Source organism: Pseudoduganella namucuonensis (assembly GCF_900116645.1).
Classification (GTDB): domain Bacteria; phylum Pseudomonadota; class Gammaproteobacteria; order Burkholderiales; family Burkholderiaceae_D; genus Rugamonas; species Rugamonas namucuonensis.
This window is the reverse complement of sequence record NZ_FPBO01000031.1, coordinates 33,364-53,789: the sequence shown is the minus strand read 5'-3', so window position 1 is coordinate 53,789 and position 20,426 is coordinate 33,364. Positions and strand designations below refer to the sequence as shown.

General features: G+C 66.7%; 19 protein-coding genes and 1 riboswitch. Of the genes, 9 read left to right on the top strand and 10 right to left on the bottom strand.

Features of this window, described 5'->3' with window-relative positions:
- Positions 1-141: 141 nt before the first annotated feature.
- The 6 genes from dksA to BM436_RS26295 all read right to left on the bottom strand — a co-directional run bounded on the left by dksA (position 142) and on the right by BM436_RS26295 (position 6,176).
- Positions 142-585, bottom strand: coding sequence for an RNA polymerase-binding protein DksA (dksA, locus tag BM436_RS26320; RefSeq protein WP_093558504.1), 444 nt, complete (start codon positions 583-585; stop codon positions 142-144).
- A gap of 111 nt (positions 586-696) precedes the next feature.
- A complete protein-coding gene (locus BM436_RS26315) occupies positions 697-1,758 on the bottom strand; it encodes a CobW family GTP-binding protein (protein WP_093558503.1) in 1,062 nt (353 codons plus the stop codon).
- Between the two features lie 127 nt (positions 1,759-1,885).
- Positions 1,886-2,833, bottom strand: a complete 948-nt coding sequence (locus tag BM436_RS26310) for a tyrosine recombinase XerC (protein WP_093558502.1) — start codon at positions 2,831-2,833, stop codon at positions 1,886-1,888.
- 4 nt (positions 2,834-2,837) lie between these two features.
- Positions 2,838-3,512, bottom strand: a complete 675-nt coding sequence (locus BM436_RS26305; protein ID WP_093558501.1) for a DUF484 family protein — start codon at positions 3,510-3,512, stop codon at positions 2,838-2,840.
- Positions 3,513-3,611: 99 nt separating this feature from the next.
- Positions 3,612-4,913 carry a porin gene (locus tag BM436_RS26300; protein ID WP_093558500.1) on the bottom strand — a complete coding sequence of 434 codons (1,302 nt, stop codon included), beginning with the start codon at positions 4,911-4,913 and terminating at the stop codon, positions 3,612-3,614.
- A 216-nt stretch (positions 4,914-5,129) separates the two neighbouring features.
- On the bottom strand, positions 5,130-6,176 hold the full coding sequence (locus tag BM436_RS26295) for a porin (protein WP_093558499.1): 1,047 nt from the start codon (positions 6,174-6,176) through the stop codon (positions 5,130-5,132).
- A 488-nt stretch (positions 6,177-6,664) separates the two neighbouring features.
- Here BM436_RS26295 and BM436_RS26290 point away from each other — a divergent pair, with 488 nt between their 5' ends.
- Positions 6,665-8,158, top strand: coding sequence for a tetratricopeptide repeat protein (locus tag BM436_RS26290; protein ID WP_443094107.1), 1,494 nt, complete (start codon positions 6,665-6,667; stop codon positions 8,156-8,158).
- Between the two features lie 11 nt (positions 8,159-8,169).
- Here BM436_RS26290 and dapF read toward each other — a convergent pair whose 3' ends face one another.
- From dapF to BM436_RS26275, 3 genes are read right to left on the bottom strand one after another with little or no spacing between them, the layout of a single operon-like run.
- Positions 8,170-9,033, bottom strand: a complete 864-nt coding sequence (gene dapF, locus BM436_RS26285) for a diaminopimelate epimerase (RefSeq protein ID WP_093558497.1) — start codon at positions 9,031-9,033, stop codon at positions 8,170-8,172.
- A gap of 20 nt (positions 9,034-9,053) precedes the next feature.
- The gene (locus tag BM436_RS26280) at positions 9,054-9,956 is read right to left on the bottom strand and encodes an LpxL/LpxP family acyltransferase (protein ID WP_093558496.1); all 903 of its coding nucleotides are present in this window, start codon (positions 9,954-9,956) and stop codon (positions 9,054-9,056) included.
- Positions 9,953-10,816, bottom strand: coding sequence for a lysophospholipid acyltransferase family protein (locus BM436_RS26275; protein WP_093558495.1), 864 nt, complete (start codon positions 10,814-10,816; stop codon positions 9,953-9,955). Before BM436_RS26275 ends, BM436_RS26280 begins: the two co-directional genes overlap by 4 nt.
- 188 nt (positions 10,817-11,004) lie before the next feature.
- Here BM436_RS26275 and metK point away from each other — a divergent pair, with 188 nt between their 5' ends.
- The 4 genes from metK to metF all read left to right on the top strand — a co-directional run bounded on the left by metK (position 11,005) and on the right by metF (position 14,986).
- Positions 11,005-12,174, top strand: a complete 1,170-nt coding sequence (metK, locus tag BM436_RS26270; RefSeq protein WP_093558494.1) for a methionine adenosyltransferase — start codon at positions 11,005-11,007, stop codon at positions 12,172-12,174.
- 74 nt (positions 12,175-12,248) lie between these two features.
- A riboswitch (S-adenosyl-L-homocysteine riboswitch) is annotated at positions 12,249-12,318 on the top strand.
- A gap of 27 nt (positions 12,319-12,345) precedes the next feature.
- A complete protein-coding gene (gene ahcY / locus BM436_RS26265; protein ID WP_093558493.1) occupies positions 12,346-13,761 on the top strand; it encodes an adenosylhomocysteinase in 1,416 nt (471 codons plus the stop codon).
- 54 nt (positions 13,762-13,815) lie between these two features.
- Complete coding sequence (locus BM436_RS26260) at positions 13,816-14,172, top strand: phage holin family protein (RefSeq protein WP_093558492.1); 357 nt, start codon at positions 13,816-13,818, stop codon at positions 14,170-14,172.
- Positions 14,159-14,986, top strand: coding sequence for a methylenetetrahydrofolate reductase [NAD(P)H] (gene metF / locus BM436_RS26255; RefSeq protein WP_093558491.1), 828 nt, complete (start codon positions 14,159-14,161; stop codon positions 14,984-14,986). Before BM436_RS26260 ends, metF begins: the two co-directional genes overlap by 14 nt.
- Here metF and BM436_RS26250 read toward each other — a convergent pair.
- Positions 14,983-15,504, bottom strand: a complete 522-nt coding sequence (locus tag BM436_RS26250) for a 5-formyltetrahydrofolate cyclo-ligase (RefSeq protein ID WP_229490740.1) — start codon at positions 15,502-15,504, stop codon at positions 14,983-14,985. The genes metF and BM436_RS26250 overlap by 4 nt on opposite strands.
- A 98-nt stretch (positions 15,505-15,602) precedes the next feature.
- Here BM436_RS26250 and BM436_RS26245 point away from each other — a divergent pair, with 98 nt between their 5' ends.
- The 4 genes from BM436_RS26245 to BM436_RS26230 all read left to right on the top strand — a co-directional run bounded on the left by BM436_RS26245 (position 15,603) and on the right by BM436_RS26230 (position 20,422).
- Complete coding sequence (locus tag BM436_RS26245; RefSeq protein ID WP_093558489.1) at positions 15,603-17,576, top strand: lytic transglycosylase domain-containing protein; 1,974 nt, start codon at positions 15,603-15,605, stop codon at positions 17,574-17,576.
- Positions 17,577-17,606: 30 nt separating this feature from the next.
- Positions 17,607-18,323 carry a glutathione S-transferase family protein gene (locus BM436_RS26240; protein WP_093558488.1) on the top strand — a complete coding sequence of 239 codons (717 nt, stop codon included), beginning with the start codon at positions 17,607-17,609 and terminating at the stop codon, positions 18,321-18,323.
- A 2-nt stretch (positions 18,324-18,325) separates the two neighbouring features.
- Entirely contained in the window at positions 18,326-19,576 is a 1,251-nt protein-coding gene (locus tag BM436_RS26235) for a multifunctional CCA addition/repair protein (protein WP_093558487.1), read from the top strand.
- A gap of 177 nt (positions 19,577-19,753) precedes the next feature.
- The gene (locus tag BM436_RS26230) at positions 19,754-20,422 is read left to right on the top strand and encodes a GNAT family N-acetyltransferase (protein ID WP_093558486.1); all 669 of its coding nucleotides are present in this window, start codon (positions 19,754-19,756) and stop codon (positions 20,420-20,422) included.
- Positions 20,423-20,426: the final 4 nt, after the last annotated feature.

Genomic DNA, 20,426 nt, shown 5'->3' with positions numbered 1-20,426 from the left:
CGCTAGCAGGATACATAGTGTAGCCGATGAGTATCACGCGGACACAAAAAAAGCACGCGGCGCGGGCCTGCATGCTTTTTTCAAGTGAGACGGCCGGCTCCGGCGTCGCGCCGGTGCGGGGCTGCCGGTCCGCGACGGCGTTCAGTCGCCGTACAGCTTCTGCTTCAGCTCGCGGCGCTGCTGCGCTTCCAGCGACAGCGTGGCGGTGGGACGCGCGATCAGGCGGGGAATACCGATCGGCTCGCCCGTCTCTTCGCACCAGCCATACTCGTTGTTGTCGATGGCCACGATCGATTGCTGCACTTTTTTCAGCAGTTTGCGCTCGCGGTCGCGCGTGCGCAGTTCCAGCGCGTGCTCTTCCTCGATGGTGGCGCGGTCGGCCGGATCGGGCACCAGCACGGTCTCGCGCAGGTGTTCGGTGGTTTCGCCGGCGTTCTTCAGCAACTCTTTCTCCAGGCCTTGCAGCTTCGCCTTGAAGAAAGCCAATTGGGCTGGATTCATGTAGTCGGCCTCGCCCATCTTCAGAATCTCTTCTTCGGTGAGGACGCGTTCTTCGCTGGCAGGGGTTTTATTAGTTTTAGTCATGACTTCTTACCTTCGATACGACAGAGTTTTCAAATTTCAGTTGATGCGGCCTTGCCAACAACTGCACCGGCACGCTCCTTGCTAACCGGTACCCCAAAAAACCCGGTTAGTTTATACCAAACATTGTTCCAATCCGCGAATAAAGATGTCTTTCGGTAGATTTTTGCCAATAAACACCATTTTGCTGCCACGTGTCTCGTTTTCCCCCCATTTGGCGCCCAGATCGCTGCCCATCAGTTGATGTACTCCCTGGAAAACAACCTTTCTTTCCGCGCCTTGCATCAACAATACGCCTTTGTAGCGCAACATGCGAGGGCCGTACACATTGACCAGGCCGCCCAGGAACTCGTCCAGCTTGGCGCTGTCGAACGGACGGTCGCTCTTGAACACGAACGCGGCGATCTCGTCAGTATGATGGGAATGGTGGTGATCGTGCGCATGACTGGGGTGGTCGCAGTGTTCGCCATGCGCGTGGTCGTGGTGCTCGTGATGATCATGACCGTGCGCGTGCTCCTCGGCCGCCAGGAAGTCCGGGTCCAGTTCCAGCTTCTCGTTCAGGTTGAAGCCCTTCAGGTCCAGCACCTCGGCGATCGGGGCGTTGCCGAAGTCGGACTTGCCGATCGGCGCGCGCGGGTTGATGCGCTTCAGGCGGGTGGTCAGCGCGGCCAGTTCGTCCGGTTGCACCAGGTCGGTCTTGGACAGCAGCAGCTTGTCGGCGAAGCCCACCTGGCGCTGCGCCTCCTCGTTGTCGTCCAGCTGTTGCATGGCGTGGCGCGCGTCCACCACGGTGACGATGGCGTCCAGCATGTAGTTGCCGCCCACCTCGTCGTCGATGAAGAAGGTCTGCGCCACCGGGCCGGGATTGGCCAGGCCGGTGGTCTCGATGACCACGCGGTCGAAGTTGAGCTCGCCGGCGCGGCGCTTGGCTGCCAGGCTGCCGAGCGCCACGATCAGGTCGCCGCGCACGGTGCAGCAGATGCAGCCGTTGTTCATCTCGACGATTTGTTCCTTGCTGTCCTGCACCAGGATCTCGTTGTCGATGTTCTCCTGGCCGAATTCGTTCTCGATCACGGCGATGCGCATGCCGTGGCTTTCCTGCAGGATGCGGTTGAGCAGGGTGGTCTTGCCGGCGCCGAGGAAGCCGGTGAGGATGGTGGTGGGGATCAGTGCCATGTCTGCTTGCCGATTATGGGTTGGGGCCGCCGGGCGGTCCGGGAATCGAGCGATTATGCCGGAATTTCGCACGCGCGGCCAAACGGCTGTCTTGATACCGCGCATGTTCGCGGGCGCGGCGCACGGGCTACTTGATTTTCGCGCGCGGATGCGCCTGGTCGTAGACCTGCGCCAGGTGCTGGAAATCCAGCGCCGTATACACCTGGGTCGAGGCGATGCTGGCGTGCCCCAGCATTTCCTGCACCGCGCGCAGGTCGCCGGACGACTGCAGCAGGTGCGAGGCGAAGGAATGGCGCAGCATGTGCGGATGCACGTTGGCGGGGGTGCCGGCGGCCAGGCCGTGCGCCTTCAGCCGCAGCTGCACCACGCGCGGCGAGACGCGGGTGCCGCGCGCGCTCAGGAACAGGGCGTCGCCGCCGTCGGTCGGCGCCGGGCGCACCGCCAGCCAGGCCGCCAGCGCGGCCAGCGCGGCGGCGCCGACCGGCACCCTGCGCTGCTTGCCGCCCTTGCCGGTGACGACCACCTCGCGGTTGTCCGCCTCCAGCCAGCCCAGCGAGGCCGGGCCGTCCCTGTCCGCCTTGCGGTAGCGCGCGTCCAGCCCGGCCAGCTCGGACACCCGCAGGCCGCTGGAATACAACAGCTCGAACATGGCGTGGTTGCACAATTCGGCGGGCTCGGGCGTGGCGGCGGCGCGCGCCGGCGTCGCCACCAGGTGCACGGCGTCGTCCACCGACAACGCCTTGGGCAAGGTGCGCGCGCGTTTCGGCGCCCGCACGCCCTCGACTGGATTGGCCGCCAGCGGGATCTGGCGGCTCAGCCATTCAAAGAAGCCGCGCCAGCCGGACAGCTTGCGCGCGATGGAGCGGGGATCGAGCTGCCGGCCGTGCAGCCTGGCGGCGTAGCGCCGCACGTCGAAGTGGGTCAGGGCGCTCCAGGCGGTGTCGCCGCTCAGTTCGCGCAGCTCGGCCAGGTCGCGCCCGTAGGCGGCCACGGTGTGCGGGGACAGCTTGCGCTGCACCCGCAACTGGTCGAGATAGGCGGCGGTCCATTCGGCCTTGCCGCGCGCCGCCTCCATGGCCTCAGGCCAGCAGCGGCGCCAGCGCGGTGCTGGCGGTCTCGCCGATGTGGACCAGGAAGTCGGTCGCCATCAGCGAGGTGAAGCGTTCGGAGTCGGGCGAGCCCAGGATCAGCAGGCCGAAGGTGGCGCCCTTGGAGCCGGGCTTGCGCAGCGGGATGATGACGGTGGACTGGATGTGGCCGGCGTCCTCCAGCCAGCGCACGGCCTCGAAGTCGTTGTTGCTGCCGCAATACGGCGCCATCAGGCTGTTGGCGAAGATGCGCGCGTCGTCGGACACCCCGGCCGTGAACCACTGGTCCGCGTGGGCCGGCGCGGCCTGCCACAGGCGCAAGGTGGTTTGCGGCACGTGGAAGGCCGATTTCAGGCTGTCGACCAGCACGCGCGGCATGTCGCCGTCCTCGCGCACCCGCAGCAGCGCCTGGGTCCAGGTGTGGAAGCGGCCGGCGATGGTCTCGTTTTCCTTGGCGTGGCGCGCCAGCTCGGCCATGCGCAGCTCCAGCGCCTTGTACTTGTCGCGCATCACCTCCATTTGCCGCTCCTGCAGCGACACGGCGCGGCCGGTCAACGGGCTGGACAGTTTGACGTCGCCCAGCAGGCTGGCGTGCTCTTCGAAAAAGTGCGGATGGTCGGCCAGGAAGCTGGCGACGGCGGCGGAATCCAGGGTGGTGGTGGTCATTGTTCTTGGTTGCTAAGGGTAGAAGGCAATCCGCATTCTAACCGACGCGCCATGAAAAAAGACGCCCGGGGGCGTCTTTCGTGGCGGGGCGGAACGCGCTTAGAAGCGGTGGCGCATGCCGATCTGCACGCCCTTGCTGGACATGCCGGGCTTGGCGGTGAAGCCGCCCGAGGCGCTGGCCGCGCCGATCGCGTACTGGCCGTCGTTCTCGTTCTTGATGTAGGCGCCGATCAGGTAGACGTCGGTGCGCTTGGACAGGTTGTGGTCGTAGCCCAGGCCGAACTGGGTGGCGTCGCTGGCGTCGGCGCGCTTGTCGTCCTGGCGCACCACGGAGGCCATCACGCGGCCGGCGCCCACCTTGTAGTGCAGGCCGACCTGGTAGCTGATCGCGTCCAGGTAGAAGTTGCGCTTCAGGTTGGTGTTGATGCGGCCCAGCATGGTGGGGATCAGCGGCGCCACGGCGGCCGGCAGGCCGGCCGGCAACTGCGCCGCCAGCGTGTCGCCGACCAGGCGGATGATCACCGAGTTCTCGTTCTTCTGCTTGTGCGCGCCGGCGAACAGTTTCCACTGGTTCACGGAGTAGGCGCCGGCCAGGGTGGTGGTGATCAGGCCGCGGTTGCCGACCTGGTCGGTGCCGTGGTTGTGGCCCAGGCCCAGGTCGAAGCCGTTGGCCACGTAGCGCACGTTGGCGCCCCAGGAGCGCTTGTCCAGGCCGATGTAGCCCGATTTCTCGGTGCCGTACATGGCGGCCGCCTTGATGCCGTTCGGCAGTTCGATGCGGTACTGGATCGACTTGTCGGAGCGGATCGCCACGCCGGCCGTCAGCAGGCCGCCGGTGCCGCCCACGATGCCGCCCCAGCCCGCCGCGGTGCCCGATTCGAACACGTCGCCGGCGGCCAGCACCTCGTAGCCCGGGGTGTACATGCGGCCCAGCAGGACCGCGCCCACCGGCGTGATCAGGCCGACCATCGAGGTGCGGTCGAACAGCGCGTTGCTCGGGTTGACGTTGATGGCGGGATTGACGGCGTTTTGCACGATGCCGGCGACGGCGGTCGAGACGGCGGCCGGCAGGCCGGGGATGGTCAGGTTCAAGCCCTCGGTCAGCGCGACCGTCTGGTTGCTGCTCAGGTTACCCGTTTGCTGGCGGCCCGTGTCCAGCTCCACCCGCGCTTCCAGGTTGAAGATGGCTTTCCAGCCGCCGCCCATGTCTTCCGTGCCACGGAAGCCCAGGCGGGAGCCGTCGGCGATGCCGCTGACCAGTTTGGTCTTGGCGTCGCCGCCACCATTGCGCACGTGCATGATGCCGGCATCGGCGATGCCATAGATCGTCACGTTCGATTGCGCCATGGCCGGGGCGGCGAAACAGGCGGCGATACCAGCTGCGAGGAATTTTGCTTTCATTGTGTCTCCAGTGAATTATTCTTTGTTCTAGAAATAGTACGTGCGTACTAATTCGGTAGGGCTAATATGACATCGTTCCGTAGCCTTGTACAGAAAGCCATGTGGCGCGCCACGCCACGGTTGCAAAAAAGTCACAAACTGGCGAATTCCGCCGGGATGAAAAAAGGCCCGGTCGCCCGGGCCTTGCTGTCGCGAGCGACCGGATGCGGGCTCCGGTCAGAAGTTGTGGTGGATGCCCAGCGAATAGTGGTTCAGGCTGCTGTCCGAGGCGGCGGTCACCGGCACCGGCAGCTTGCGGTTCGACACGTCCACGTATACATAGGTGCGGGCCGACAGGCTGTACTCGTAGCCCAGCGAGATTTCCTTGGTTTTCAGCACGCCGTCCGGATGCTTCTGGCCATAGCCCACCAGCACCTTGCCCGGGCCCATGGTGTAGTTGGCGCCGATCACCCAGGCGTCGGTTTCGGGATTGACGCGCAGCGTGTGGTCCTGGTCCTGCTGCTGGTAGGAGGCCATCAGTTTCAGCGCGGTGGTGGGTTTGTACGAGGCCGCCACCGACCACAGCTTGGTCTCGATCGCGTTGCGCTCGGTCGCCGCCATGGCCGCGAACGGGCCGTTGTTGTAGGTCACGCTGACCGAGTACGGATGGGCCGAGGCCTGGGCGTTGGCCGCGTATTGCGGCGCCAGCGCGGTGCCGCGGCCGATCACGGCAGGGCCGCCGTTGGCGTCCTTGGTGCCGAAGGTGCCGTTGAACTGGAAGCCGCCCCACACCGGCGAGTTGTACCACACGCCGTTCGAGAAGCGGTTACCCGAGTTGCCGGCCGGCGACAGCGGATCGCTGGTGTAGCCGGCCACCTGCAGGTTGGTCTGGAAGCCCGCCACCGCCGGCAGGCCGTTCCACGGCTCGAAGGCGGTGATCGATTCCTGGAAGGCGGTCAGGCCGCGGCCCAGGCGCACGGTGCCGAAGCCGCCCTGCAGGCCGACCCGGCTCTGGCCCTGGAACAGGGGGCGGGTGACGCCTTCGATGGTGCCGGTGTCCGGCTCGTAGCGGATTTCCAGGTGGAACAGGGCCTTCAGGCCGTTGCCCAGGTCTTCCACGCCGCGGAAACCCAGCTTGTTGTTGTCGCGTTTGCCGATCTGGGCGGTGGTGCCGGTGGTTTTGGAAATGCCGGCGTCCACCGTGCCGTAAATAGTGACGGAGGATTGCGCTTGGGCTCCAGCGAAGGCGCCCATGAGTGCCAGGGCCACTAACGATTTTTTCATTGTTGTTTCCTTTAGTGAGAAATCTTCAACTATTTGCAAAGACGCGTAAAAGCGCGGACCACGCCGCCGCTTCCGATGTACTAAACCTTAATTGCTCGTCACGGCAACCACCGATCATTGGTCGATTATGAAGGCTAATATTGGTCAAAAGCTAAAAAAAAGGACGTTCCTGTTGTTTTTTTGTAACGCTTGATAGGCTGTTCATAGCTGGTTATTTATCCATATGTCCTTTCTGGAAATTAATAACTAATGTACAGCGTACATGCAATTACCGATGCGAATACTTGAGCAATATCAAATACTTAGTATTTGGAAGGGAATACGAAATCGCGCGCATACTACACTTGCCGTCACTTTTTTAATGTGCTGGTTTGTTGAGATGTGGCAAGATTACTAAAGGCGCCGTACGCCGGCGGCAACCGCCGCCGCGTTTTTCTTGAATGAATCATATTAATAGTGGAACGATGGCAAATCGTGAAGAACTAGGAATGATCCGAGGGGCGCGCGCCGGCGACGCCGAATGCCAGCTGGCATTGGGCAAGCTGTATTTATTCGGTGGCGCCAGTTTGCCGCAGAGCCCGCCAACCGCGCTGCACTGGCTGCACCGCGCGGCCGCGCAGGGGCGCGACGAGGCGTGGCGGCTGATCGGCAAGCATGTCGGCTTCGAGCACGCGCGGCACAGCCGCGGCGCCGTGCTGCCGTGGTACGAACGGGCCTGGGAGGCGGGCGTGGCGCCGGCCGGACTGGTGCTGGCGCAGCTGGTGTTGTCGGCGCCCGACGGTGTTGCGTCCGCGCTACGCGCCAAGGCCCTGCGGGCGTTGGAGGCGGCGGCCCGCGCCGGCCTGCCCGACGCGCTGCGCCTGCAGGCCCAGCACGCCTCGGCGGCGTTGGCCGCCGGCGCGCACGGCGCCGCCGGCGAGCGGCCCGCCGTCCCCGAGGGCGAACCGGACCGGCCCGACCATTACGCCGCGCTGGACCTGGCCTGGCGCCAGCAGCCGCGCGCGGTCTTCCTGGCCCACGCGCTGCCGCTGGCGCGCGCGCTGGTGCGGGATGCGCCGCCGGACGCCGAGTCGGCCCGGCTGGGCGGCTGGCAGGCGCCGCCGGCGCAAGTGCTGCTGCTGTCGCGCTGCGCCCAGGCGCTGGCCGACGGCGACGACCGCCACGGCGAGCGCCAGCGCTTTTGCGAGCTGGCCGCGCACGGCGGCGACCGCACCGCGCAGCTGGCGCTGGGCCTGTGGTTCGCCCGCATGAACTGCGACGGCGAGCGCGTCAGCGACGGCATCGCCGCCGCCAATTTCAAGCGCGCCATCCGCTGGCTGACGCAGGCCGGCGAACAGGGCCTGGCCGACGCCTGGTTCGCGCTGTCGCGCATCTACATCAAACCGGAATTCTCGCAGCGCAGCGTGGCCGAGGCGCAAGCCTGCCTGGAGCGCGCCGCCGACATGGGCCACAGCGCGGCCCAGCTGGAGTGCGGCATCCACGCCTGGCGCGCGCGCCGCGGCGACGAGCAGAACGACGTGCGCGCCGCCTACTGGCTGCAGAAGGCGGCCGCGCAGGGCTCGGCCGAGGCGCGGGCCGCGCTGGCCCGCATCGCCCCCGACGGCGACGCGGCGGACTGGATCGCGGCGCCGTCGCCGCGCGGGCTGGCCGGCAGCCAGCCGCTGCTGGCGGCGCGGCTGGAACTGGCGCGGCTGTTCAGCCTGACGCGGGCCGAGGCCTTGCTGCTCGACGTGCGGGCGGCCGACCAGGGCCATTGCCTGGTGGTGGATATCCGCGCCAGCTACGGGCGCAGCAAGCGGCGCCTGGTGCTGGTGCGCACGGCCCAGCAGCGCCAGGCGCTGGACCGCGTCGCGCGGCTGTTCGAACAGGTCGATTGCAGCCTGGCGGGGCCGGAGGGCAATTACCGCCAGCGCCTGTACCGGCTGAAGAGCTGGCTGCCCGGCGACGGGACGGATGGGGACGCCGGCCTGGTGCCGGCCTGAGTTTTACCTTTTTAGATCTCGATCTCGCCCTCGAACACCGTGACGGCCGGGCCGGTCAGCCACACCGGCTGGCCCTCGCCCTCCCACGCGATCGACAACTGGCCGCCGCGCGCGTCCACCCTCACCGGGGAGTCGAGCAGGCCGCGGCGGATGCCCGCCACCACGGCGGCGCAGGTGCCGGTGCCGCAGGCCAGCGTCTCGCCCACGCCGCGCTCGAACACGCGCAGGCGGATGTGTTTGCGGTCCAGCAGCTGCATGAAGCCCGCGTTGACGCGGCGCGGGAAGCGCGGGTGGTGCTCGATCAGCGGGCCGGTCAGCTCCACCGGCGCGCTGTCCACGTCCGCCACCAGCTGCACCGCGTGCGGATTGCCCATCGACACCACCGACACCAGCACGGTTTCCTTGTCGCCGGCCAGCTCCAGGGTCAGCGGCCACAGCACGTCGCGGCCCTCGGCCACGCCCCGCAGGCCCTCGGCGTCGAACGGCACCAGGGCCGGATCGAGCACCGGCGCGCCCATGTCGACCGTGACGCTGCCGTCCGCCTCCAGCCGCGGCGCGATGACGCCGGCCATGGTTTCCACCGAGATGCTGGAACGGTCCGTGAGCCCCTTCTCCGAGACGAACTTGGCGAAGGCGCGCGCGCCGTTGCCGCACTGCTCGACCTCGCCGCCGTCGCTGTTGAAGATGCGGTAGCGGAAGTCGCAGCCGGGCCGCGTGGGTTTCTCCACCACCAGCATCTGGTCGGCGCCGATGCCGAAGCGGCGGTCGCCCAGGCGCTTCCATTGCTCGGGCGTGAAATCGATGCGCTGGTTGATGGCGTCGATGACCACGAAGTCATTGCCGGCGCCGTGCATTTTGGTGAATTTGAGTTTCATTGAGTGCTCTGTAAGTGTGCCTAGCGGGTCTGGCCGTAGAACGACGGCTCGCCATGGGGACGGGTCTTGAAACGCTTGTGCGTCCAAAAATACTCGGCCGGCGCCTCGCGCACGCGCTCCTCGATGAAGGCGTTCATGCGGCGCGTGGCCTCGGCCATGTCCGGGCCGGGGTAATTCTCCCACGGCGCGTAGAATTTTACCTCCCAGCCGCGATAACCGGGCAGGAAGGTGCAAATCACCGGCATCACCTGGGCGCCGGTGGCGGCGGCGATGCGGGCGGTGGCCGTCAGCGTGGCGGCCTGGATGCCGAAGAAGGGCACGAATTCCGCGTCCTTCTCGCCGAAGTCCATGTCCGGCAGCATGAAATACGGCAGCTTGTCGCGCAGCGCGCGCAGGATGGGCTTGATGCCGTCCAGCCGGGTGAACAGCTTGACCGGCTGGAAGCGCGCGCGGCCGTCGCGCAGCACCTTGTCGAAGGCGGCGTTCTTTTGCTGCACGTACATGGACGAGGCCGACATCTCCATCGCGATCGACGCGCCCGCCACGTCCAGGCACACGAAATGTGGACACAGCAGGATGGTCGGCCGCGCCGAGATCGCCTCGACCGGCACGCCGTTGCTGTCGGGATGGGGGCCGTCCCACGACGTCACACGGATCAGGCGCTTGAGCCGCGATTGCGGCGCCCACCACAGCACGCCGCGCTCGAACACGCTGCGCGTGTAGCCCTGGAAGTGGCGGCGCGCCAGCGCCACGCGCTGCGCCTCGCCCAGCTCCGGCATGCACAGGCGCAGATTGGTCAGCGTGATGCGGCGCCGCTTGCCCATCACGGCGAACAGCAGCGAGCCCACGGCCGCGCCGAAGCGGCCCAGCAGCGGCAGCGGCAGCCAGTGCAGCAGCCACATGAATCCCAGCATCAGCCTCATGCCGCCACCCCGCCGTCGCCGTCGTTGCCGGCGTCATCGGCGCCGGCCGGCACCTTGTAGCGGTTGTAGCTCCAGTAATACTGGGCCGGCGCGCGCGCGATCAGCCTTTCCATGGCGCCGTTGATGGCGCGCGCCTGCTCGGCGGTGGAGCCGTCCAGCGCGCCGTCGAAGGGCACGAAGCGGATCAGGTAGCCGCGCCCGCCCGGCAGCCGCTCGGCGTAGGTGACGATGACGACCGCGTCGCCCATCTTCGCCAGCTTGGCCGGCAGGGTCATGGTGTAGGCGCGGCGGCCGAAGAAGTCGGCGAACACGCCCTCGCCCTCCTGCGGCACCTGGTCCGGCAGCAGGCCGATCGGCATGCCCTTCTTCAAGGTCTTGGCCAGCATGCGCACGCCGGACATGTTGGCCGGCGCCAGCAGCAGGTTCTTGCGCGCCCGCGCGCCCTCGATCAGCGGTTTCAGCGCGGCTTTTTTCGGCGGCCGGTACATCACCATCAGCTCGGTGCGCAGCGCGATCTCCTGGGCGACTATCTCGAAGCAACCCAGGTGGGGCGTGAGGAACACGATGCCGCGGCCGGCGTCCAGCGCGCCCTGCACCAGCTCCCAGTTCTCGGTGCGGGCGTGGCGCGACACGCGTTCCGCTGGCGCGCACCAGATGAAGGGCAATTCCAGTATGCTCTTGCCGGACTCCGCGATCGCCGCGCGCACATGGCGTTCAAAGCCGGCCTGCCGCATGTTCTCGCGCATGCGGCGGCGGTGCGATGGTGACAGGATATAAACCAGCCAGCCCAATGCCGCGCCCAGCGCGTGCAAGAGTGGCAAGGGAAGGACGGAAAGGAGACGAAATATGGTGACAAGCATGTATGAATCGGTCGCCGCAAAGAATTTTGCTTTGCCAAAAGTTTTTTAAGAAGCGTAAAATACCACGTATGCAGTAACCGCCGAGTTAACAGACAACTTGCGAGGCGGAATATAAATCTCGCTAAAGCGTCGCCAGCCGGTTTGGTTGTTGCGACATGTTTAAACAATCAAATCAACTGGAGCTTGCGATGTCCGCAAATGATTATCTGTTCACTTCCGAATCCGTATCCGAAGGCCATCCCGACAAGGTCGCCGACCAGATCTCGGACGCCATTCTCGACGCCATCCTGGCGCAAGACCCGAAAGCGCGCGTAGCCGCCGAAACCCTGTGCAACACCGGCCTGGTGGTGCTGGCCGGCGAGATCACCACGCACGCGAACGTGGATTATATTCAAATCGCGCGCGAAACCATCAAGCGCATCGGCTACGACAACACCGAATACGGCATCGACTACAAGGGTTGCGCCGTGATGGTGTGCTACGACAAGCAGTCGCCGGACATCGCCCAGGGCGTGGACGAGGGCGCCGGCCTGGACCTGGACCAGGGCGCCGGCGACCAGGGCCTGATGTTCGGCTACGCCTGCGACGAGACGCCTGAACTGATGCCGGCCGCGATCTACTACTCGCACCGCCTGGTCGAGCGCCAGTCGCAGCTGCGCAAGGACGGCCGCCTGCCATGGCTGCGTCCGGACGCCAAATCGCAAGTCACCTTGCGCTACGTCGACGGCCGCCCGGTGGCCGTGGACACCGTGGTGCTGTCGACCCAGCACGCGCCGGAGGTGAGCCACCGCCAGATCGAGGAGGCGGTCATCGAGGAGATCATCCGTCCGGTGCTGCCGGCCGCGTGGTTGAAGGAAACCAAGTTCCTGGTCAACCCGACCGGCCGCTTCGTCATCGGCGGCCCGCAGGGCGACTGCGGCCTGACCGGCCGCAAGATCATCGTCGACACCTACGGTGGCGCGGCCCCGCACGGCGGCGGCGCGTTCTCCGGCAAGGACCCGTCCAAGGTCGACCGCTCGGCCGCCTACGCCGCCCGCTACGTGGCGAAGAACATCGTCGCCGCCGGCCTGGCGCGCCAGTGCCAGGTGCAGGTGTCGTACGCGATCGGCATCGCCCGTCCGATCAACATCACGGTGTACACCGAAGGCACCGGCGTGATTTCGGACGACAAGATCGCAGCGCTGGTGCTGGAGCACTTCGACCTGCGTCCGAAGGGCATCGTGCAGATGCTGGACCTGCTGCGTCCGATCTACCAGAAGACCGCCGCCTACGGCCACTTCGGCCGCGAAGAGCCGGAATTCAGCTGGGAGCGCACCGACAAGGTCGCCGCCCTGCGCGCGGCGGCGGGCTTGAACTAAGCCGGCCCGAACTAAGCAAGATGTTGTAACGCCGCCGCGTCACACAGACGCGGCGGTTTTTCGTGTAAAATTCCCCTCCCGAGGAGCGCTGCGACCCGCCTATCAGCTGGCCAGGCTCGGAAATCAACACCGCGCTCACGTTACTTTTTTCAACTTTGAAAGGAGGGCGTGATGAACGCCGTACTCAAATCTTCGCAAGACTACATCATCGCTGACATCGGCCTGGCCGCGTGGGGCGAAAAAGAAATCAAGATCGCCGAAACGGAAATGCCGGGCCTGATGGCCATCCGCGAGGAGTTCGCCGCCGCCCAGCCGCTGAAGGGCGCGCGCATCACCGGTTCGCTGCACATGACCATCCAGACCGCCGTGCTGATCCGCACGCTGGAGGCGCTGGGCGCGCAAGTGCGCTGGGCCTCGTGCAACATCTACTCGACCCAGGACCACGCCGCCGCCGCCATCGCGGCCGCCGGCACCCCGGTGTTCGCCGTCAAGGGCGAGAACCTGGACGAGTACTGGGACTACACCCACCGCATCTTCGAGTGGCCCGGCGACAACGTCTACTCGAACATGATCCTGGACGACGGCGGCGACGCCACGCTGCTGCTGCACCTGGGCGCGCGCGCCGAGAAGGACATCTCGGTGCTGAACAACCCGGGCTCGGAAGAAGAGATCTGCCTGTTCAACTCGATCAAGGCCCACCTGGCCGTGGACGCCACCTGGTACTCCAAGCGCCTGCCGCAGATCCTGGGCGTGACCGAGGAAACCACCACCGGCGTGCACCGCCTGTACCAGATGCACAAGGACGGCAAGCTGGCCTTCCCGGCCATCAACGTCAACGACTCGGTCACCAAGTCCAAGTTCGACAACCTGTACGGTTGCCGCGAATCGCTGGTGGACGGCATCAAGCGCGCCACCGACGTGATGATCGCCGGCAAGGTCGCCGTCATCGCCGGCTACGGCGACGTGGGCAAGGGCTCGGCCCAGGCCATGCGCGCGCTGTCGGCCCAGGTGTGGGTCACCGAGATCGATCCGATCTGCGCGCTGCAGGCCGCGATGGAAGGCTACCGCGTCGTCACGATGGACGAGGCCGCATCGCAGGGCGACATCTTCGTCACCTGCACCGGCAACTACCACATCCTGACCGAGAAGCACATGCTGGCCATGAAGGACCAGGCCATCGTCTGCAACATCGGCCACTTCGACAACGAGATCGATGTCGCCTCGCTGAAGAAATACGAGTGGGAAAACATCAAGCCGCAGGTCGACCACGTGATCTTCCCCGACGGCAAGCGCATCATCCTGCTGGCCGAGGGCCGCCTGGTGAACCTGGGCTGCGGCACGGGCCACCCGTCGTACGTGATGTCGTCGTCGTTCGCCAACCAGACCATCGCGCAGATCGAGCTGTTCGCCAACACCGCGCAATACCCGGTCGGCGTGTACACCCTGCCCAAGCACCTGGACGAGAAGGTCGCGCGCCTGCAGCTGAAAAAGCTGAACGCCAAGCTGACCACCTTGACCGAGGAGCAGGCCGCCTACATCAACGTCGGCGTCGAGGGCCCGTACAAGCCCGACCACTACCGCTACTAATCAGCCGAGGGCCGGCCCAGCCGGCCCTTTTCACGTCAGCTGCGAGGCTTATCTATGCGTTTGGTCCTTACCTGGTTAATCAATGCGGCAGCCCTGTTCGCAGTGCCCTACCTGATGCATTCCGTCAACGTCACGAGCGTTGGCGCGGCCCTGGTCGCGGCCCTTGTGCTGGGCCTGGTCAACACGCTGATACGTCCCGTGCTGCTGCTGCTCACCCTGCCGGTGACCATGCTGTCGCTGGGCCTGTTCATTCTCGTCATCAACGGCTTCCTGTTCTGGGCCGTGGCGCAGATGGTGGACGGCTTCCATGTCGACAGCTTCTGGTCCGCGATGGGCGGCGCCATCCTGTACAGCGTGATCTCCTGGGCTCTGTCTACCCTACTTTTGAAGAACGCAGATGGAAACTCCTAACTTCAGTATCGAATTCTTTCCGCCCAAGACGGCGGAAGGCGCGGAAAAGCTGCGCGCCACGCGCGCCAAGCTGTCCGAACTGCACCCCAAATACTTCTCCGTGACCTTCGGCGCCGGCGGCACCACGCAGCGGGGCACGCTGGACACGGTGCGCGAAATCCTGGCCGCCGGCGAGGACGCCGCGCCCCACCTGTCCTGCGTGGGCGGCACGCGCGAATCGCTGCGCGCCATCCTGGCCGAGTTCAAGGCGTCCGGCATCAAGCGCGTGGTCGCGCTGCGCGGCGACTTGCCGAGCGGCTACGGCGCCGCCGGCGAATTCCGCTACGCCAACGAGCTGGTGGAATTCATCCGCGCCGAGACCGGCGACTGGTTCCACATCGAGGTGGCGGCCTATCCCGAGGTGCACCCGCAGGCCAAATCGCCGCGGGACGACCTGCAGGCCTTCGTGCGCAAGGTGAACGCCGGCGCCGACGCCGCCATCACCCAGTACTTCTACAACGCCGACGCCTACTTCCAGTTCGTCGAGCAGGCGCGCAAGGCCGGCGTCACGGTGCCCATCGTGCCGGGCATCATGCCGATCACCAACTACACGCAGCTGATGCGTTTTTCCGACATGTGCGGGGCGGAAATCCCGCGCTGGGTGCGCCTGAAGCTGGCCAGCTTCGGCGACGACACCGCCTCCATCAAGGAGTTCGGCCTGGACGTGGTGACCGGCCTGGCCCAGCGCCTGCTGGCGGGCGGCGCGCCCGGCCTGCACTTCTACAGCATGAACCAGGCCGCGCCGACCACGGCGCTGTGGCAGCGGCTGGTTTAACCGGCCTCGGTCAGCACGGCGTCCAGCGCGACGTCGTGGCTATCATCCGGGAAGTCGGCGCGCGTGATCGAATACGCGACGCCGACCGTGGCCGGACGGGGCTCGCGCGCCAGCGTGCGGTCGTAGAAGCCGCCGCCGTAGCCCAGGCGGTAGCGGTGCGCGTTGTAGCCCAGGCAGGGCACCAGCAGCGCCGGCGGATACGGCGCCATGCGCAATTCGGCCGGCACCGCCACCCCCATCGCGTCCTTCACCATGGCCTCGCCGATGTCCCATTCCGCGAACTCCAGCGCCGCGTCCCTGCGCACCACCACCGGCAGCAGCAGCCGCACGCCGCGCCGCGCCAGCTCCGCGTAGGCGGGATGCAGGTCCGGCTCGTCGCGCAGCGGCCAGTAAACTCCCAGCACGTCGCACTTGTTTTGCAGCTGCCACGCCAGCACATGGTCACAGAGCGCGCGGTCCCATCGCGCGCGCGTCTCGGCTTCCAGCGCGCGGCGCGCGGCCAGTAGCCGCTTGCGCAACGCCGTCTTGAGCGGCGCCGGGGGCGCTGGTTGCTGTACAGGGTTGCGTGGTATTCTAGGGTCGCCAGTCATGTCTGAATTTTAGTGAGAGCCGTACATTGATTTCCCTGTCGAAATGGATCACCGGCGTCGCGGTAGCATGCGCCATCACCTCGTTCGCGCACGCCGACGACGGTGGCAACGATAGCCGTAAAGAGGACGACTCCTTCCTGCTGCTGCGCGAGGCGGTGCGCAAGGATGAACCGCAGAAGGCCGATTTCTACGCCGCGCGCCTGGCCAATTATTCCATTCCGTCCTATGTCGATTATTATCGGCTGAAATCCCGTTTCAGGGACGCCACCACCTACGATATCCGCGAGTTCCTCAAGCGCCACGAGGGCAGCGCGATCGCCGACCGCCTGCGCAACGACTGGCTGCTGGAGCTGGGGCGCAAGCGGGACTGGCCCAATTTCGACGACCAGTACCCGCAGTTCGTGCTGAACGACGACACCCAGGTCAAGTGCTACGCGCTGCAATCGAAGGCCCTGAAGGGCCTGAAGGTGGCCGACGACGCGCGCACGCTGCTGACGGCCCCCAATGGCTACGGCGAGGCCTGCGCGGGCCTGATCGCCACCCTGTACCAGGCCGGCCAGTTCAGCGCGGAGGACGTGTGGGCGCAGGTGCGCCTGTCCGGCGAATTCAACGCCACCGGCCAGGCGCGCCGCGCCATCCTGCTGCTGGGCGGCGCCGACAAGAAGATCTCGCAGGCGGTGGACACGCCCATGGTGGCCATGGCCAAGGGCCCCGGCGCGGGCCGGGCCGACCATGAAACCTTCCTGGTCGCCGTCGGCCGCGCCGCGCGCACCAGCGTGAAGCTGGCGGCGCTGGCGCTGAACAAGGCGGAGTCCAGGCTGACCGCGCAGGAGCAGGCCATAGGCTGGGCCAACATCGCGCTGGCGTCCTCGTACTCGCTGTCGCCCGAGACCAGCGAATACTGGCGCAAGTCGGCCGGCGCGCCGCTGTCGGTGGACCAGCACCAGTGGAAGACCCGCATCGCGCTGCGCGACGGCGACTGGAAGCAGGTCAAAAAGAACATCGCCGCCATGCCCGAGTGGCTGCGCAACGATCCGGCCTGGATTTACTGGCGCGCGCGCGCCTTGATGGCCGAAGCCGGGGCGTCACAGCCGACGCCGGAGGCGGCCCAGCTGCTGCGCGGCATATCGGAGCAGCAGCACTTCTACGGCCAGCTGGCGCTGGAGGAGCTGGGCCGGATGATCACCATTCCGCCGCCGGGCGCGCCGCTGGCGCCGGCCGAGGTGGCGGCCATCGGCGAGCGTCCCGGTTTCCAGCGCGCGCTCAAGTTCTTCGGCATGCGCCTGCGCTTCGAGGGCACGCGCGAATGGAACTGGGAGCTGCGCAGCCTGAACGAACGCGAACACCTGGCCGCCGCCGAATTCGCGCGCCAGCACCACATCCTGGACCGCATGGTCAACACCTCCGACCGCACCCGCGTGCAGGTCGACTACACGCAGCGCTTCCCCTCGCCGCACGACGACATCATGCACCCGGCCACGCAGACCCTGGGCCTGGACAAGGCCTGGGTCTACGGCCTGATACGGCAAGAGTCGCGCTTCATCATGGACGCGCAATCGTCGGCCGGCGCCTCGGGCCTGATGCAGGTGATGCCGTCCACCGCGCGCTGGCTGGCCAAGAAGCTGGGCCTCACCGACTACGCGCAGGACGCGATCAGCGACGTGCGCACCAACATCATGCTGGGCACGAACTACATGAACATGGTGCTGGGCAATATGGACGGCTCGCAGGTGCTGGCCACCGCCGCCTACAACGCCGGCCCGGGACGGCTGCGCTCCTGGCGCGCCACGCTGGACAAGCCGATGGAAAGCGCCGTCTTCATCGAATCGATTCCCTTCTTCGAAACCCGCGTCTACGTGAAAAACGTGATGTCGAACGCCACCTATTACGCCGCCCTGTTCGAGGGGCGCCCGCAATCGCTGAAGGCGCGCCTGGGCGTGGTGGGGCCGAAGGGCTACACCGAGCAGGAACGCCAGGAAACCTCCTTCGGCGGCCGCTGACAACAATTCAAACACCATCGGAACGCAAGCATGCAAACCACAGAACTCGACCCCTCCCTGTCGCAAGCCCTGGCCGCCGCGCGCGAGCCCGGTCTGACGCTGGTCATCGGCAATAAGAACTACTCGTCCTGGTCGATGCGGCCCTGGGTGGCGATGACCGCCTTCAACATCCCGTTCCAGGAGGTGCGCGTGCTGCTGGACCAGGACGACACCGCCAACAAGATCGCCTCCTACTCGGCCTGCGGCCGCGTGCCGGTGCTGCTGGCCGGCGAGATGACGATCTGGGACAGCCTGGCCATCTGCGAATACCTGGCCGAGCAGTTCCAGGAAAAGCACCTGTGGCCGCAGGACGTGGCCGCGCGCGCGATGGCGCGCTCGATCTGCGCCGAGATGCACTCGGGCTTCTCCAGCCTGCGTAGCTCCATGTCCATGAACATCAAGGGCAGCTATCCCGGCAAGGGCCGCACGCCCGGCACCCAGGCCGACATCGGCCGCATCAGCGAGATCTGGGAGGAGTGCCTGAGCCGCTTCGGCCACCACCAGTTCCTGTTCGGCGACTTCTCCATCGCCGACGCCTACTACGCGCCGGTGGTCATGCGCTTCCACACCTACGGCGTGACCTTGCCGCCCGCGCTGAACGCCTACTGCGAACGGGTGCGCGCGCATCCGGCCGTGGCGCGCTGGATCACGGAGGCGCTGGCGGAAACCGAAACCTGCCCGCAGCACGACGCGGAAATGCCGGATTGAGCATGCGCATCTACACCGTCGGCGGCGCCGTGCGCGACGAGCTGCTGGGGCTCCCGGTCAAGGACCACGACCACGTGGTGGTCGGCGCCACGCCGGAGGAGATGGTCAAGCAAGGCTACCGCCCGGTGGGCAAGGACTTCCCGGTGTTCCTGCATCCGCAAACGCAGGAGGAGTACGCGCTGGCCCGCACCGAGCGCAAGACCGCGCCCGGCTACAAGGGCTTCGTGTTCCACACCTCGCCGGACGTCACGCTGGAGGATGACCTGGTGCGGCGCGACCTCACCATCAACGCCATCGCCCGCGCCGAGGACGGGACCCTGACCGACCCGTTCAACGGCCGGCGCGACATCGAGCTGCGCGTGTTCCGCCACGTGTCCGACGCCTTCGCCGAGGACCCGGTGCGCATCCTGCGCGTGGCCCGCTTCGCCGCCCGTTTCGCCGACTTCGTCGTGGCCCCCGAAACCAACGCGCTGATGCGGCAAATGGTGGAGCGGGGCGAGGTGGACGCGCTGGTGCCCGAGCGCGTGTGGCAGGAGGTCGCGCGCGGCCTGATGGAGCACAAGCCCTCGCGCATGCTGCAAGTGCTGCGCGACTGCGGCGCGCTGGCGCGCATCGTCCCAGAGCTGGACGCCCTGTGGGGCGTGCCCCAGCCCGAGGCCCATCATCCGGAAATCGACACCGGCATCCACATGGAGCAGGTGGTGGACTACGCCGCCTCGCAGGGCCACGAACTGCCGGTGCGCTTCGCCGCGCTGATGCACGACCTGGGCAAGGGCCTCACGCCGCCCGAAAAGTGGCCGTCGCACCACGGCCACGAGGGCGAGGGCGCGGCGTTGGTGGAACGGGTGTGCAAGCGGTTGAAGGCGCCTAGCGAATGCCGCGACCTGGCGGTGATGACGGCGCGCGACCACGGCAACGTCTCGCGCGCGCTGGCGCTGCGGCCCAACACGATGGTCAAGCTGTTCGAGCGCAGCGACGCCTTCCGCAAGCCGGCGCGCTTCTCGCAGATGCTGATGGCGGCCGAATGCGACGCGCGCGGCAGGGAAGGGGGCGGCGTCAGCTTCCGCGACCAGCCCTACCCGCAGCGCGCCCACCTTGAAAAGGCGCTGGCCGCCGCGCGCGGCGTCAACGCCGGCGAGGTCGCCCAGGCCTGCGCCGACCATCCCGCGCGCATTCCGGAAATGGTGCACCAGGCCCGGGTGGCCGCCGTGCGCGCCGCGCTGGGCGCCGGCATGGATGACGACGAGGTATAGCGCGTCCGAAACCAGAGGCGTAACCCTGGGGTCGGACCCCCAGGGTCCGACCCCGGCATTTGCGGCGGGTTTTAACAGGCCGGCCGGTCCGCTAGAGTCCATCCTCGGTATCAATCCGGTGGTTGGGCTACAATGGTTGTCGATGTTGCGCCGCACAATGCGCACGGGGAGCCGCGAATGACCAAGCTGAATCTGTTCCGCAATCCGTTCAAGCGCTGGTTCCCGGGCGACGGCGAGTCGCGCCCGACGGTGCTGGTGAAGGAACTGGCCGAGCGCGACCGGCGCCGCATGCTGCGCCACTTCCTGGCGCTGGAAAGGCCGGACCGCCTGCTGCGCTTCGGCTCCCACGCCCCGGACCAGCAGGTGACCAACTACGTGTACGGCATCGACTTCGCGCGCGACATGGTGTTCGGGGTCTACAACCGGCTGTTCAAGCTGGTGGCGGTGGGCCACCTGGCGTTCGCGCCCAGGGAGGCCAAGAACTCGCTGACCGAGAAGGAGAGGGTGGCGGAGTTCGGCGTGTCGGTGTCGAAATCGGCGCGCGGCCTGGGCATCGGCTCCAAGCTGTTCGAGCGCGCCGCCATCCATTGCCGCAACAACGACGTCGACACGCTCTATATGCACTGCCTGTCGTCCAACCAGACCATGATGCACATCGCCAAAAAAGCCGGCATGCAAATCCAGCGCGACCACGGCGAGGCGGACGCCTACCTGACCCTGCCCGCGCCCAGTCCCGTCACCATGCTGCAGGAGGCGGTGGAGGAGCAGTTCGCCACGCTGGACTACGCGCTCAAGGCCAACACCCGCGCCGCCGCCAAGTGGCTGGACAAGATCAAGAACGACTGAGCGG